We start from the raw sequence: 15,525 nt of genomic DNA on the forward strand, positions 1-15,525 counted from the left end.
AATCTATTTCACAAGGGTCTGAAGAGCCTCCCTGATTGCCTTTGCCACGCCGTCTTCCCGGTTGGACGCTGTTTGGAACGTGCAGAATTCCTTGATTTCATCGAGTGCGTTCCCCATCGCGACCGGTCTGCCCGCCACTTTCATCATCGACAGATCATTCAGGTTATCACCCATTGCCATCGCCTGTTCAGGTGACAGTCCTTTGTCCTTCAATAATTTCTGCAAGGCCACACCTTTCTGAGCGTCGATACTGTTCACTTCCAAGTTCTCTTTCCCTGAAGAACTGACCGCAATCCCGTCGATGGCTTTCAGCTTTTCATTCGCTGCCTTCAGCTGTTCAGCCTCAAAGGAGAAGACGAGGAATTTATATACGAGCTGAGATTCGTCATTGAATAAGGCTCCATAGTCTTCCACGAGCTTTATATGACCTTTCTCAAAGCGTTCCCGTGCTGCTTGTCTTACCTGTGTCTCCGTCACTCCTGGGTTCGCTGTCGTAAAAATATCCACGATCAGCTCGATGCCCATCTCATAGTTTTCTGTATACGTGCCTTTGTCTGTGTATACTTCAAAATAAATACCCGTATCGTTCAGGGCTGCGGCAATTTCCTTTGCATGTGCAGAAGGGATTCCTGCCTGATGAATGATTTCGCCGTCTTTGTTTCGGACCTCTGCACCGTTTACACAGATGATATCGCAGGAAATACCGGCATCTTTCAGGACGTAGCGGGCTTCTTCGTATGAACGCCCCGTTGCCACGATAAATTCAACCCCTTGATTCTGAGCATCTAGGATCGCCTTTTTGTTGGCTTCACTGACCTCTTGATGTTCATTTAATAAAGTTCCATCCATATCGCTTGTAATGCTTGTGATCATCATCCGTCACCTTTCATTTCTGTAATTTTCTGTTGATGCTTTCTTGATAGCTTTTGCTCTCAGTGCGTTTGTTATTTAGTCATTGTATCAGAACACTTCCTTTTTTGACATTCTCCCGCATTTATACAGGATATTTGAATGTTCATGCATGATTCGGTTGAGGTTGGGGTATGAGAATAATAGGGTCCTATGCAGAAAAAATAAGAGGAGGGGTTGTACATTTGGAGAATCGTACACATTTAAATAAGGTATTTTGGATTTCGGGAATCATCATTTCCATCTTAGTTGTATTTGGAGCTGTTTTTCCCAAGTTATTTGCCAAAGCGGCAAATGCAGCGTTTGGATTCACTACATATGCATTCGGTTGGTTTTACTTATTAGCAGTTCTCATTTTTGTTTTATTCCTATTGGCTCTCGCCATCAGCAAATATGGAAAGATACGCCTCGGGCGCGATGATGAAAGGCCGGAATATCCGTTCTTCACGTGGATCGGGATGTTATTTTCAGCAGGGTTCGGGATCGGCCTTGTCTTCTGGGGTATCGCAGAACCGATGAGTCACTTCTTCGAGACTCCATATCCTACTACAGAACCACTGACGGAAGAGGCAGCACGTCTGTCTATGGCGTATTCCTTTTTCCATTGGGGGGTCAGCCAATGGTCCGTGTTCACCATCGTCGGGCTGATCATTGCCTATTTCCAATTCAGGAAAGGGGAAAACGGATTGATTTCCACGTCCCTGTCCCCGATGTTCGGCAAGCGAAAAAACGCCGGGGGAATCAAAAACACGATTGATATCCTTGCCGTCATTGCAACCGTCATGGGGGTTGCCACGTCACTCGGGCTTGGGATCCTTCAGATAAACGGGGGGCTGAATACCGTTTTCGGGATGGATGACAGCACACTAACCCAACTGCTGATCATATCGGTGCTGTTGATCCTGTATTTAACGTCTTCCACTACCGGGCTCGACAAAGGGATCAAGTGGCTCAGCAACCTCAATCTGTCACTGGCGCTCCTGTTGATGGTCTTTGTCTTTATCGCTGGACCGACTGTCTTCATCCTCAATACGTTCACGCTCGGGATCGGTGATTATATCACCAACTTCATCAAGTACAGTCTCCGCCTCACCCCTTATCAAGGCGGATCTTGGGTGCAGGACTGGACGATTTTCTATTGGGCATGGGCCATCGCATGGTCCCCGTTCGTAGGCGCCTTTGTGGCCAGGGTCTCAAGGGGGCGGACCATCAGGGAATTCATCATCGGGGTGCTGGTCATCCCGCCGCTGATCGCTTTATTATGGATCGCCGTCTTTGGCGGAACCGCCCTGCATTTTGACTTATTCGGCGGCACGTCCATCGCTGAAGCCGTCAATCAGGATGTTGCAAAGGCGTTGTTTACCACCTATGCAGAGCTTCCATTCACGATGCTCCTGAATGTGCTGTCCATCATTCTGATCTTCACATTCCTGATCACGTCAGCCGACTCGGCCACGTATATCCTGAGCAGCATGACGACGGAAGGAAGCCTGAATCCGCCGATGTTTGTAAAAATCGTCTGGGGCGTGCTCATCGCAGCCATTGCAGCCGTTCTTCTCCTATCAAGTGGATTAGAGGGTCTGCAGACCGCCTCGCTCGTATCGGCATTGCCTTTCACGGTCATCCTGTTACTCATGTGCTTCACCCTCTACAAACTGCTGAGGAAAGAAATAAAACGAAAAACGAAAGTGCCAAAAAAATAACTGCACTGAATGGAATGCCCGGTTTCTCTTTTAAAGAGGGACCGGGTTTTTATTTTGTTGAAATGCTATTTACTGGATAATACTTTATTCAATTCTTACTATAAATTGAAAGGCCGGAGTGGATTGGAGCGGAAGGCATTTGACTCCGGCGGGAAATAGAGGAAAGGTCGAGACCCCGCAGGAGCAAAGCGACGAGGAGGCTCGACTTCCTCCCCGCGGAAAGCAAATGCCTGGAGCGCAAAGGAACGGTCAACGATATTATTCCTAACAAAGTTATAAGAAAATTCTCCATTTTGAAAGGGTTTTCACATATCATTATAGAAGAATAAGAAATGGGTGGGATTTATAAAGAAAAGACAAAGGGGAGGAAAGGCATTGAAACCACTAATTTCATTATCAAACCGGATTATGCAGAGATACCTGCCTGATCCGTTTCTGTTTGTGGTCATTTTGACCCTTGCCGTATTCGGAATGGGACTGATTTTCACAGACAGTACAAGTATCCAGATGGTCCAGTTCTGGGGAGAAGGATTCTGGGCGCTCCTGGCATTTTCCATGCAGATGGTCCTGGTCCTTGTAACAGGCTATGTGCTGGCAAGCAGCCCGGTCTTCAAGAGATTCCTGGGCTTCATTGCTTCTTTTGCTAAATCTCCGGGCTCCGCGATTGTCATCGTTACGGTTGTTTCAATGATTGCAAGCTGGATCAACTGGGGATTCGGGCTGGTCATCGGTGCACTTTTTGCAAAAGAGCTCGCCAAAAGGGTCAAAGGGGTCGATTACCGCTTACTGATTGCAAGCGCGTATTCAGGATTCGTTGTCTGGCATGCCGGTTTTTCAGGCTCGATTCCATTATCGATTGCTACCGAAGGACATCCATTTCAGGATCTGATCGGCGTCATATCGACTAGCGATACGATTTTTGCTTCATTCAATATCATTATCGTCGCTGTGCTCTTCATCGCACTTCCGATTACCGCAAGATTATTGATGCCTCCGAAGGATGAAACCGTGACAGTAGACCCTTCGCTATTCAATGAAACAGCTGCGACGGTAGAAACCGGTTCACTGACACCCGCTGAAAAAATGGAGAACAGTATGGTTCTATCCGTTGTCATCGGAGTACTCGGAGTGAGTTTCCTTGGGTACTATTTTGTGAAAAATGGATTTGCACTCAACTTAGACATTGTCAACTTCCTGTTCCTGTTCCTCGGAATCATCTTCCACGGGACGCCAAAACGATTTCTGACTGCCGTTCAGGAAGCGGTCAAAGGAGCGGGCGGAATCATCATTCAGTTCCCTTTCTATGCCGGGATTATGGGGATGATGACGGCTTCGGGACTCGCTGTCGTCATGTCAGAAGCCTTCGTATCCATTTCGAATGATGTGACATTCTATTTCTTTGCATTCCTCAGTGCGGGAATTGTCAACTTCTTCGTACCATCAGGCGGAGGACAATGGGCGGTACAGGCGCCGATCATGCTTGATGCTGCCCAAACCCTGGATGCCTCGGTGGCAAAGACCGCCATGGCAGTAGCATGGGGAGATGCATGGACGAATCTGATCCAGCCGTTCTGGGCATTGCCGGCCCTCGCCATTGCCGGATTGAAGGCAAAGGATATCATGGGCTATTGCGTGTTTATTCTCGTCATCAGCGGAATCATCATTTCGCTTGGACTGTTATTTTTATAGCACAATGGGCCGGCTTTCCATACAGTCGGCCCACCCTCACCGTTAAAAACGACTTGGTTTACGCCTTCCATGAATAGGGTAAATATCAGATTGTGCTAATTGATTGCAGCGGGTTCTTGATCTATTTTCCTGCTTTGATGCCAACTATAAAAACGTTTACATGACCAAGGCATGAATTTCCACCTAGACAAACTTATATCTATACATTAGAATGAATAATGTTTCATTCGAGCAAAAAGATCATCAGAGGTGAACATATGAATCAGCAACGTTATCCACTAATCAGTCATTTACGATTTATCATTCCTTCATTAATAGGAATTTTTCTTTTTATCATTCCGATTCCGAAAGAAGACGGAATCACGATCCCGATCGCCATTTTATCAGGATGGCTTCAGGATAATATCGGGACGTTCGTACCCGCGATCATGACCGGTCTGATTGTACTGACCGTGATCGGGACGTTCATTACAAAAGCAGCCCAGCCTGAAGCGATTAAAAAGTCGCCATTTTTCTATAATCTTTTCAATGTACCGATGGTTTGGGTCGTTGTAAGGGTATTGGGTGCTGTTTACGCCATCATGACCCTTTTCAAGATTGGACCTGAATGGGTATGGTCTGATGTCACCGGAGGACTTCTTCTCAGTTCCGAAGGACTTCTCACGATATTATTCTCTGTCTTTTTATTTGCAGGGCTATTCCTGCCATTATTATTGAATTTCGGATTACTGGAATTATTCGGAGCTTTATTGACGAAGATCATGAGGCCGTTATTCGGATTACCGGGACGTTCATCCATTGACTGCCTGGCTTCATGGCTTGGTGACGGAACGATCGGTGTACTTCTGACAAACAAGCAATATGAAGAAGGATACTACACGAAGAAAGAAGCGGCCATCATCGGGACGACGTTCTCAGTTGTGTCGATCACTTTCAGTTTAGTCGTCATTTCAGAAGTAGGATTGGGAGACTATTTCATCCCGTTTTATCTGACGGTGGCAGCTTCAGGGTTGATTGCAGCGATCATCCTGCCGCGCATACCGCCTTTATCCCGCAAGCCTGACACGTATTATAACGACCAGGAAGGAAAAGACACGATGGAGGTCATTCCTGAAGGCTACACGCGTTTTGGCTATGGTTATAAATCTGCCCTTGTACAGGCAAAGGCTAATAATAGCGTAACGAAATTCTTTGCAGATGGAATGAAGAATGTACTCGATATGTGGATGGGTGTTGCGCCAATCGTTATGGCGATCGGTACAACGGCATTGATCATCGCGGAAAACACGCCGTTTTTCGAATGGATCGGCATGCCTTTCATCCCGATATTAGAGATTCTTCAGGTTCCTGAAGCAACGGAAGCATCTAAGTCCATTCTTGTCGGATTTGCCGACATGTTCCTGCCGGCGATCTTCGGTTCAGGAATTGAGAGTGAAATGACACGATTCGTTATTGCGTCATTATCTGTTACACAGTTGATTTACATGTCTGAAGTCGGTGGATTATTACTAGGTTCAAAGATTCCTGTAGACTTCAAGGATCTTGTGATCATTTTCTTACAGCGTACGTTCTTGACATTGTTGGTCATTGTGGCGATTGCGCATATGATTTTTTGATAGTTAATAGTTTAAAACCAGGTTCCTTTTTGAAGGGACCTGGTTTTTTTATGTAAAAAAGTAGCCGGTTATTATAAATGCTACTAATACCGCCTTTGATTTCCGTGGAAGACTTCGCTTTCCGCGGGCGGTTGGTGAGCATCCTCGTCGCTGCGCTCCTGCGGGTTAGAAAAGCGGAAGGGCTTTGGTTAGAGGCGGGTGGCATAAGGCGACTTGGCCATGAAAGCGTTCTTTGCCTTCTTGGACGAGTTGACTTATGACATGTGCCTCTAAGCCCTGGAGCTGGACAGGTCTCACCTAACACGCTTTTCCCGCAGGAGTCTTCGTCTTCCACTCCAATCAAAGGCTGGAACGGCTGATATAAAGAACGAGCTTAAACAGATAGTATGCTAGTCACCCATTCATCATACCAAAACTTTATCGGTTGTTACCTGACATCACCTGTCCAATTCGGATGCGCAAATCCACAGCACAAAAAAGGTCTAGCATATTAATTACTATCATTAAAAAAGACCTGCGCAGCATGTTGCGCAGGTCTTCTTACTTTTTATTCATCTCCCATATAACGTGGCAGAAGTACGTCCACCTTCGTCCCTTTGTGGACTTCGGATTCGATATGGAGGCTGCCTTTGTGTTCCTGGAGGATTTTTTGGCTGATGGTCAAGCCGAGGCCCATTCCTTTTTCTTTGAGGGTAAAGAACGGTTCCCCGAGGCGTTTCAATCGTTCCGGGGAAATGCCTGTCCCCTGATCGACCACGGAGACATTGATATGTTTTTCTCCGATTGTACAGTCGACCGTTATTTCCCCTTCATCCATGGCATCGATGGCATTTTTCACGATATTGATGAGGACCTGGATGATTTGGTTTTTGTCGCCGTACACTTCCATAGGTTTTTCAGGGCAATTTTCATGAATGGTGATCCCCTTCATAAGCGATTCATGCCCCATCACTTTTATGGTGTAATCGAGGACTTCCCTCATATCGAATGTTGTGAATTCCCTCATTTGAGGCTTGGACAATATCAACAGCTCTCCGACGATTTGATTGATACGATCCATTTCTGAAGACATGACCGATAAATACGTTTCAGCCACATGCTCGTTCTCTTCAAGAAGTTGAATGAATCCTTTGATACTTGTGAGCGGATTCCTGATTTCATGGGCAATCCCTGCCGCCAATTCACCGACCACCGAAAGTTTTTCTTTCCTTAAGAGCATTTCCTCAGCCATTTTCTGCTGTGAAATATCCCTGCCGATGATGACAAGTCCCTTTCGGCTATCGTCACTGTGAAACAACGGCACTTTAATGACATCAAAGGTCTTGAATTCCCCGTTTGGAAGGTAAAACCCCTCTTCACATCTCGTCACCTTACCTGCTCTCCAAGACTCCTCATCCGACTCGACACAATAGTTAAAAGCATCTCTGAAAAAAGGGACCAGCTCCCCTAATTCACGATCGGTTTTCCCAAGATAATCTATATTCTCAAGGTTATACAGCTGCCGTCCAAATTGATTGACCTTCAGCCACCGCCCCTCCCCGTCTTTAAAGCAGACAAAATCTGGCAGTGAGTGCAAAAGAGTCGATAATTGATTCTCTTCTTCTAGTAATTGATCATATTCTATGAAAAAGGACTCCGCTTTTCTTCTCATCCTTAAGAGAAAAAAGCCGCCCATAACCAGTGTGAACACAGAGAAAACAACGTTCCATGGTCTATCTAAAAATAGGACAGACAGCAGCTGAAGTACGAATAGTAAGCCAGTCAGCGCCACCAGATTATTGAATTTTTCAATTTTGACGTGAACCTTATTTTCTTTCATGACGCCACCTGCGCTATCTCTTTTCTTGTATCGTATCATATTACTTAATTTTCCTGATAACTTTACTTGTATTATTCTATAATTCTAGTGAATTTACAATCTGTTAAATAAGATAGTCTGCTAAATGCCGCAGTTGATTTCCGTGGAAGACTCCGCTTTCCGCGGGTAGCCCGTGAGCCTCGCTTGTTCCTGAAATCTCCTGTTCCAGCAGATGATTGGAGTGGAGGACGAAGACTCCTGCGGGAAAAGTACAATACAAAAAAAGATTGATCACCTCAAAAATAGAAGGTAATCAATCTTAAATGAAAAATGATTATTTCGCTTTTAGTTTATCCAGCATATCGGCTGTCATTTTTGCCAAGTCGTAGTCAGCTTTGAAGCCCCACTCGGCTTTTGCAGCGCTTGAGTCGATGGCATCCGGCCAGCTTTCTGCGATTGACTGGCGGACAGGGTCTACGTCGTAGTCCAGTTTAAAGTCCGGCTGGTGTACGCGGATCGCTGCCGCTACATCTTCTGGTGCGATGCTCATGGCAGATACGTTGAATGAATTGCGGTGCTGAAGCTTCGCAGGGTCGGCCTCCATCAGGTCAACGATCGCCTGAAGGGCATCCGGCATATACATCATGTCCATATACGTTCCTTCACCGATGTAGGAAGTATAAGCATTATTCTTGATCGCTTCATAGTAAATTTCCACCGCATAATCCGTCGTGCCTCCGCCTGGGAGTGTTTCATAGGAAATCAAGCCTGGGAAGCGCAGTCCTCTTGTATCCACTCCGAACTTGTGAAAGTAGTAATCGGATAACAGTTCACCTGAAACTTTATTCACTCCGTACATCGTCGTTGGACGCATAATCGTATCCTGTGGTGTGGAATCTTTCGGTGTGGTTGGTCCAAAGGCACCGATCGAGCTTGGTGTAAAGAACTTGCAGTCTAATTCTCTTGCTGTTTCAAGAGCATTCACCAATCCGCCCATGTTCAAGTTCCATGCAAGGAGAGGCTTCTTTTCTGCGGTAGCCGATAATAAAGCGGCCAAGTGAATGATCGTATCAACGTTATTCTTTTTGGCTATATCCATCATCTTCTCTGCATCCGTCACGTCCAGTTTATCGAAATGACCGTCTTGAACGACGTGGCTGTCCGTTTCACGGATATCCGTTGCAATGACATTATCAGAGCCATACTCTTTTCTAAGCTTCGCCGTAAGCTCAGAACCGATTTGACCCAATGCTCCTGTTAGTAAAATCTTTTTCATTCTGTTTCCTCCTAAAAGAAAAGCACAAGCGCCTTGGTCAGCCCCGAAAAGCGTTGGAGGGCCGGCCGGTGAAGTCGTTCTTTGACTTCATTGGGTGGACCGAAACGTCTCGAGGGGCTAGGCGCTGGAGCTGGACAATTCTCCAATAAAATTTATACATTCTTATAATACAGAAAGCACGCAGCCGGGTGAGCGGAACGTCCGTTCATCCGGCACGGTACCGTATATATTCTAATGTCTGGTTTAGATAATACCCATTTCTTTGCCGACTTTTTCATAAGCCGCAACCGCCTGATCAAGCATCTCTTTCGTATGAGCTGCTGATGGCATGTTTCTCACACGTCCGGTTCCTTTTGGCACGGTTGGGAAGACGATGGATTTTGCATAAACGCCTTCTTCATACAGACGCTTACTGAAATCCTGCGTCGCTTTCTCTTCTCCGATGATAACCGGTGTGATCGGTGTTTCACTCTCACCGATGTCAAAGCCGAGTTTCTTCAGGTTCTCTTTTAAATAGGCACTGTTTTCCCACATCTTGTCCTGCAGTTCCGTACTGTTCATCAGAAGGTCAAGTGCTTCTGTACATGCCGTCACGTCTGCCGGTGTTAAGGAAGTTGAGAACAGGAATGGACGGGAGCGTACTTTCAACCAGTCAATCAGGTTCTGTGTACCTGCTACATAGCCGCCGACAACCCCGATTGCTTTTGACAGGGTACCCATTTGGAAATCGACTTTATCCTGCAAGCCGAAGTGTTTCACCGTTCCGGCACCCTTTCCAAGAACGCCAGATCCGTGAGCATCATCAACGTATGTCATCATATCGAATTCTTCCGCAATTTCAACGATTTCAGGAAGTTTACATACATCTCCGTCCATCGAGAAGACACCGTCTGTGATGATCATGATTTTATTGTATTGGCCGGATTCCTTTGCTTCCTTCGCCTTCGCACGGAGATCTTCCATATCAGAGTGGTTGAAACGGATGATCTTTGCTTTTGAAAGACGGCAGCCGTCAATGATCGATGCATGGTTCAGTTCGTCTGAAAGAATCGCATCGTTTTTATCCATAACTGCGGAAATCGCCGCCATATTACAGTTGAAGCCTGATTGATAGGCAATCGCCGCTTCTGTTCCCTTGAATTTCGCAAGCTTTTCCTCAAGCTTCACATGCAGATCAAGCGTACCGTTGATTGTACGCACCGCACCCGAACCTACACCGTATTCTTTGACAGCTTCGATTGCTACTTTTTTCAGGCGTTCATCTGTCGCAAGGCCAAGATAGTTGTTTGAAGAAAGGTTTACAAGTTTCTTCCCTTTAATCGTAATGACAGGACCGTTCGCACCTTCAAGCGGATCGATCTCATTGTATAAACCGCGTGATTTTAAATCTTCCAGGTTTTCTTGTAAAAAAGAATCAAGAGTTTTACTTGTCATAGGAACATCCTCCTTTTATATGTAAGCGCTTTACAAACAATTGTCCACTCCAAAAATACAGTAAATATCAGATATTTCTATATATTTCCTTGTTTTTAATCTACTTATTAGTTTAACATGTTTTTTGGTGATGGACAAAAAAATTCTTCAATTTATTCATCTCATTTATTGTTCCCGATAAATGAAAAAAACTGCAGTATTTTGGGAAACTGCAGACTTTTTCATGTTGATTGTTATCAGGATCATGTTAAACGAAAAATGACTTTTTAATGCCGCTTTTGATTTCCGTGCAAGACTTCGCTTTCCGCGGGCGAGCGGGGAGCCTCCTCGACGCTCTGCGTCTGCGGGGTCTCCCCAGCTTCGCTTTTCCCGCAGGAGTCTTCGTCTTGCACTCCAATCAACCGCTGGAACAAGCTAAAAACCACAAAGATTAATGTAGAAGCATAAGCTGATCCTGGTGGAATAATATATCGGCAGATTTCAGCTTTTATAAATTCGAATCAATCTTCCCCAACAAAGTATCAATACCCGCATGATCTTCCGGGGATTGATCGATGTGTTTCCATACGACTTTTCCTTTTTCATTGAAGAGGAATGTGGCTCCCTGGATGTAGACGTCCTGGGTTTTCATGGATTTTTGGACGAATTTCTTTTGGCCTTGTTCGTCGGGAAGGAAGTTCTTTACTTTTCCTGTCACGAATCCGAACAGGGCTTTTCCGAGCAGCTTCCACTTCGGCATGGTTACGGTGCCCGCCTGTTTGTACCCTTCGCGGGACGGATCGCCGTAGATTGTGAAAGGGAACGGACCGAATTCTTCAAGGAATTGCGAGACAAAGCTTCCTTTTGATGGGGCAATGACCACAAGCTCGATGTTTCGTCTTTCAAATTCTTCAACGCGCTCACGCAACTGCGTGAGGTAATTCCGGCAGATCGGTCAGCCAAGGTGGCGGACAAAGATGACTGCGGATTTCTTGTCTTGAAGAAGCGTGTTGATGTTCACTTCTTCGTTTGAATCGGGACGTTCGAGCATAAAGTCCATGGAATAACCTCCTCATTCTTTGTATGTTTATCATACCTAATAGGGAAAGAAACATTCAAAATATTCGGCTTGCAGAACTCTCTGCCCCTATACCCCCACTCAACAGGAAAAGCAGCCACTCATCCGTTTTCATAAATCGTTCATAAAAGTTTGTGAAATAGTGAGCAATATAGGTGTAAAATAGAAGTATAAATAATAAAAGCAGGTGAACATCTTGAGTTTCCTTGAGCTTCTCACTTCTTTAACACCCATACTATCTGTCTTCATATTTCTTGTGTTATTCCGTCTCTCGGCTTCCGTTGCGATGCCGGTAAGCTTCCTTATCACGGCCCTGTTGGGATATGCTGTGTGGAAAATCCCATTTGTCCAGATCGGGGCTGCCACATTGGAAGGGGTCTTGATATCAATATCCATTTTGTGGATTGTATTCGGAGCCATCCTCCTTTTGAATACGTTGAGTAACAGTGGGGCAATGGATTCCATCCGCAATGGGTTTTCCGTGATTTCACCCGACCGCCGGGTACAACTGATCATCATCGCCTGGCTATTCGGCTCTTTCATAGAAGGTGCTGCAGGATTTGGAACTCCCGCTGCCATCGGCGCTCCATTGCTCGTCGCTTTAGGCTTCCCACCGCTTGCTGCCGTATCTCTTGCTCTTATTGCCGACAGCAGTGCCGTCTCTTTCGGTGCAGTGGGAACTCCGGTACTGGTCGGGGTCGACCAGGGGCTGAGACAGGGCGGGGCCCTTGCAGATCAAGTATCTCAACAAATCGGAAATGGGAATATGCTCGACTACCTAAGCATCGTTGCCAGTCAGGCTGTCAGCATCGATCTATTCATCGGAAGTTTTATCCCGCTTTTGCTGGTTGCGATATTGACCCGTTTTTTTGGAGAAAACCGTTCATGGAAAGAAGGTCTGGCTGTATGGAAGTTTGCACTTTTCGCAGGTTTCAGCTTTACGATCCCCGCCTGGCTCGTCGCTGCTTTTCTGGGGCCTGAATTCCCTTCCATCATAGGTGGGCTTATTGGGCTGCTTCTGGTCGTGCCGGCAGCCAAAAAAGGGTTTCTGCTGCCAGATGAGGTGTGGGATTTTCAGATGAAACAAGCAGATGAACGAGGAGAAGAAGAGATTCCTGTACGGAGTATGCCAATATGGCTGGCATGGTCTCCGTACATCCTGGTCGCTCTGTTTCTTGTCCTCACCCGCTTGGACTTCCTCCCACTTAAAAGCTGGCTGCGAAGTATAAAAGTGGGCTGGACTGACATTCTAGGCACGTCAATTTCAACACAGTTTGAGCCTCTCTATCTGCCGGGCACCATTTTCTTTACCGTGATGCTCATTACGTTCTTTATTCACAGAATGAAGCCGGTGCAGATCAAAGACACGTTGACGAAGTCGATCATCACGATGAAAGGGACCCTGATTTCTTTGATGACGGCCGTGCCGATGGTGAGAATTTTCATTAATTCCAACCTGAATGAAAGCGGGCTTCTCAGCATGCCGATGGAGCTTGCCACATTGATGTCAGGGACTATCGCCGAAGGATGGCCGCTTGCAGCCCCTTTGATCGGCGCTCTCGGCTCATTCATTTCCGGAAGTGCAACCTTCAGCAATATGATGTTTTCACTCTTTCAATTCAGTGTCGCCGACCAAATTTCTGCAGCCCCTGATGTGATCCTTTCCCTTCAAGTGCTCGGTGCAAATGCGGGAAACATGGTCTGTGTGCTGAACGTTGTCGCAGCAGCCTCTGTGGTCGGCCTGAGCGGGAAAGAGGGTCAGATCATCAGGATCACCCTGCTTCCGATGATCCTATATGTCTTATTAGCTGGGTTGTGTGGAATCTTATTAGTCTATCTTATCTAGTGAAAAAGCGAAGGGATCACCCCTTCGCTTTTTCCAGTCTTTTAATATGCTTCAAGCCTTCCCGCTTACTTAATGGCGCGAGGTTCTCCCTGTCGATGAACTGCTCGACAGTTTCAGGGTTCGTCTTTGAATATTCCCTGAGTGCCCACCCAATGGCCTTTTGGATAAAAAATTCTTTGGACTCATTATGCATGAGGATGTAGCGGAAAAGTCGTTCTTCATCCGTCTTGTCTTTGTATCGCAGCTGGTGAAGGATCGCCGTCCGGTTCAGCCAGAAGTCATCTGAGTGTATCCATTTCTCCAGATAGTCGTCTGCATTGTCCTTTTCATGGATCCTGCCTGCCAGATGAGGTGAGATATGATCAATCGTATCCCACCATGAACCGGTCAGAATCAATTCTTCCAGGAGAAGCAGATGGTCTGGCGTAAGATGCCTCGCCTGCTTATCAAGAAGTGTCATTGCAGCGTATTGGCACTCACGCTGCGGCTCTTTCCAGAGTGAACGGACAATCTCCGGCAGTTCTTCCATCGGCGGCTTTCCATTTTCTTTTAGGAAATCGCGCAGCAGCGCATTCCTTTCAGGGGTCTTGATGCCAAAAAACGCAAACTGATTGCGCATATACTTTTCCATCGCTTCCCGGTTTTCCTCATTTTGATTCTCCTTCAATAATGAAACCAATCGATCCGCATACTCATGACTCATCCTTCTTTTCCTCCTCTTCGTTGCAGTCGAAACAAACGATCTTTCCGCTGTCCTTCTTTACACCGTTAAAGAAACCATCCAGGCAGTAAATCGGTTTTTGACAAGAGCCGCAGTGACCAACAAGCTCTTTCATTACAAACTGCCCTGTTTATCCCTCAAGTAGTAGATATAATCCGTTGACACTCCCTTTTCACCCAGCTGCCAGACCATGGCTGCAACATTTCCGCGGTGATAGGTGCCATGGTTGACGAGATGCTTCAGTATTTCTTCCCTTGTATTCTCGAAAGCTTCACCCGTCGAAGACATATAGCTGACGGAAACAAGCTCATCCGTCATGCCGCGCAGCCATTCCAGGATTTCGTTATGTAAATCAGAAAAATCCAATTCGCATTCTTCGACTGTTTCAAACATTTTCTTTTCAACCGGTAGACGCTCACCTTTCAATCTTGAAAACCACAGCGCATCCACCTCATAGAGATGAAAGAGCGTCCTTTCCACAGAAGGGAACACACTTTGAATCTCTTTATGAAAAACCTCACGGGGAAGGGTCTTCAAGTGACCCAATAGTTTCTGGGTGGCCCATACATGATAAGTAAATTCCATTATTTATCCACTCCTTTACTTTAGTAGTTCTCTCCCTATGGAGGAAATCCCTTGTTACGCGATTGAATTTACTTTTATTGAATACCAAGTGGCGTAATCTGAAATTCCCTATAAAAAAACAATCCCCTCAGCTAGCCAGGGGATTGTCTCTTTTCGTTAATTGTCTTGTTAAAACGTAATGGAGAAGCTTTTTACTCTGCGGCAGCGAGATGCCGACAATGGAACCAAGGCCGAGCGCAATGACCACCGTCCCGATTCCGACAGGGCCGCCGAGCAGCCACCCGAAAAAGAAGACGATAAGCTCCATTCCATTCCGGACCCATTGTACCTTCCAGCCCGTTTTTTCTGTAACCAGCAGCATCAGGCTGTCCCGCGGTCCCGCTCCTAAATCAGCGGAAACATATAGTCCGATTCCGTACCCTATGACCAGGATCCCGATGGCAAATACAATCGCCTGAGCCGCAAATGACTCCGGATCCGGAATCAGGAAATTAAATAAATCTATGAAAATACCAATTAAAAGCATGTTTAAAAATGCACCGATTTTCGGAAATGATCTGGTGCCGATGCCGGTGATCAACAAGATGACAAAACCGGCGATGATCGACCAGGTCCCGATTGTCAGGCCAAGCTGTTTGAATAACCCGTAGTGAAATACATCCCATGGACCGATTCCGAGGTCCTTTCCTTTGATCGTCAGCGTTATCCCAAAAGCCAGAACAAGCAGGCCCACAAAGAAAAACGCCCAGCGAATCACGAATTCTCTTTTCATGAAAATCCCTTCCCAATCTGTATAAATTCCATAATACCCGGATAACTGTAACACAGATGGGAAAACAAAAAAATTTCATAAAACCTATCGGGTTGGTGAGGTATTTACTATTTATCACC

13 protein-coding genes and 1 pseudogene are annotated in these 15,525 nt (G+C 46.1%); 4 read left to right on the top strand and 10 right to left on the bottom strand.

The window, feature by feature from the left end; translation table 11 throughout:
• Window positions 1–3 precede the first annotated feature (3 nt).
• Entirely contained in the window at window positions 4–873 is an 870-nt protein-coding gene (locus ACUXV2_RS19090) for an HAD family hydrolase (protein ID WP_446244726.1), read from the bottom strand.
• A 221-nt stretch (window positions 874–1,094) separates the two neighbouring features.
• Here ACUXV2_RS19090 and ACUXV2_RS19095 point away from each other — a divergent pair, with 221 nt between their 5' ends.
• The 3 genes from ACUXV2_RS19095 (at window position 1,095) to ACUXV2_RS19105 (ending at window position 5,917) form a co-directional block, all read left to right on the top strand.
• On the top strand, window positions 1,095–2,612 hold the full coding sequence (locus ACUXV2_RS19095; RefSeq protein WP_446244727.1) for a BCCT family transporter: 1,518 nt from the start codon (window positions 1,095–1,097) through the stop codon (window positions 2,610–2,612).
• Window positions 2,613–3,020: 408 nt separating this feature from the next.
• Complete coding sequence (locus ACUXV2_RS19100) at window positions 3,021–4,301, top strand: short-chain fatty acid transporter (RefSeq protein ID WP_446247113.1); 1,281 nt, start codon at window positions 3,021–3,023, stop codon at window positions 4,299–4,301.
• 257 nt (window positions 4,302–4,558) lie between these two features.
• On the top strand, window positions 4,559–5,917 hold the full coding sequence (locus ACUXV2_RS19105; RefSeq protein WP_446244728.1) for a YjiH family protein: 1,359 nt from the start codon (window positions 4,559–4,561) through the stop codon (window positions 5,915–5,917).
• A gap of 547 nt (window positions 5,918–6,464) precedes the next feature.
• Here ACUXV2_RS19105 and ACUXV2_RS19110 read toward each other — a convergent pair.
• The 5 genes and pseudogenes from ACUXV2_RS19110 to ACUXV2_RS19130 all read right to left on the bottom strand — a co-directional run bounded on the left by ACUXV2_RS19110 (window position 6,465) and on the right by ACUXV2_RS19130 (window position 11,332).
• On the bottom strand, window positions 6,465–7,736 hold the full coding sequence (locus ACUXV2_RS19110; RefSeq protein WP_446244729.1) for an ATP-binding protein: 1,272 nt from the start codon (window positions 7,734–7,736) through the stop codon (window positions 6,465–6,467).
• A 313-nt stretch (window positions 7,737–8,049) separates the two neighbouring features.
• On the bottom strand, window positions 8,050–8,991 hold the full coding sequence (locus ACUXV2_RS19115) for an L-threonine 3-dehydrogenase (RefSeq protein WP_446244730.1): 942 nt from the start codon (window positions 8,989–8,991) through the stop codon (window positions 8,050–8,052).
• A 243-nt stretch (window positions 8,992–9,234) separates the two neighbouring features.
• Window positions 9,235–10,425 carry a glycine C-acetyltransferase gene (locus ACUXV2_RS19120; RefSeq protein WP_446244731.1) on the bottom strand — a complete coding sequence of 397 codons (1,191 nt, stop codon included), beginning with the start codon at window positions 10,423–10,425 and terminating at the stop codon, window positions 9,235–9,237.
• 165 nt (window positions 10,426–10,590) lie between these two features.
• Window positions 10,591–10,826, bottom strand: a pseudogene (locus ACUXV2_RS19125) (hypothetical protein).
• A gap of 86 nt (window positions 10,827–10,912) precedes the next feature.
• Window positions 10,913–11,332, bottom strand: a complete 420-nt coding sequence (locus ACUXV2_RS19130) for an AhpC/TSA family protein (protein WP_446244732.1) — start codon at window positions 11,330–11,332, stop codon at window positions 10,913–10,915.
• 346 nt (window positions 11,333–11,678) lie between these two features.
• Here ACUXV2_RS19130 and ACUXV2_RS19135 point away from each other — a divergent pair, with 346 nt between their 5' ends.
• Window positions 11,679–13,328, top strand: a complete 1,650-nt coding sequence (locus ACUXV2_RS19135) for an L-lactate permease (protein WP_446244733.1) — start codon at window positions 11,679–11,681, stop codon at window positions 13,326–13,328.
• Between the two features lie 16 nt (window positions 13,329–13,344).
• Here ACUXV2_RS19135 and ACUXV2_RS19140 read toward each other — a convergent pair whose 3' ends face one another.
• The 4 genes from ACUXV2_RS19140 to ACUXV2_RS19155 all read right to left on the bottom strand — a co-directional run bounded on the left by ACUXV2_RS19140 (window position 13,345) and on the right by ACUXV2_RS19155 (window position 15,406).
• A complete protein-coding gene (locus ACUXV2_RS19140) occupies window positions 13,345–14,031 on the bottom strand; it encodes a DNA alkylation repair protein (protein ID WP_446244734.1) in 687 nt (228 codons plus the stop codon).
• On the bottom strand, window positions 14,021–14,164 hold the full coding sequence (locus ACUXV2_RS19145) for a hypothetical protein (protein WP_446244735.1): 144 nt from the start codon (window positions 14,162–14,164) through the stop codon (window positions 14,021–14,023). The genes ACUXV2_RS19140 and ACUXV2_RS19145 overlap by 11 nt, the downstream gene beginning before the upstream one ends.
• Entirely contained in the window at window positions 14,164–14,634 is a 471-nt protein-coding gene (locus tag ACUXV2_RS19150) for a DinB family protein (protein WP_446244736.1), read from the bottom strand. The genes ACUXV2_RS19145 and ACUXV2_RS19150 overlap by 1 nt, the downstream gene beginning before the upstream one ends.
• 127 nt (window positions 14,635–14,761) lie before the next feature.
• Window positions 14,762–15,406 carry a YczE/YyaS/YitT family protein gene (locus ACUXV2_RS19155; RefSeq protein ID WP_446244737.1) on the bottom strand — a complete coding sequence of 215 codons (645 nt, stop codon included), beginning with the start codon at window positions 15,404–15,406 and terminating at the stop codon, window positions 14,762–14,764.
• Window positions 15,407–15,525: the final 119 nt, after the last annotated feature.

This window comes from Rossellomorea sp. NS-SX7 (assembly GCF_052828565.1).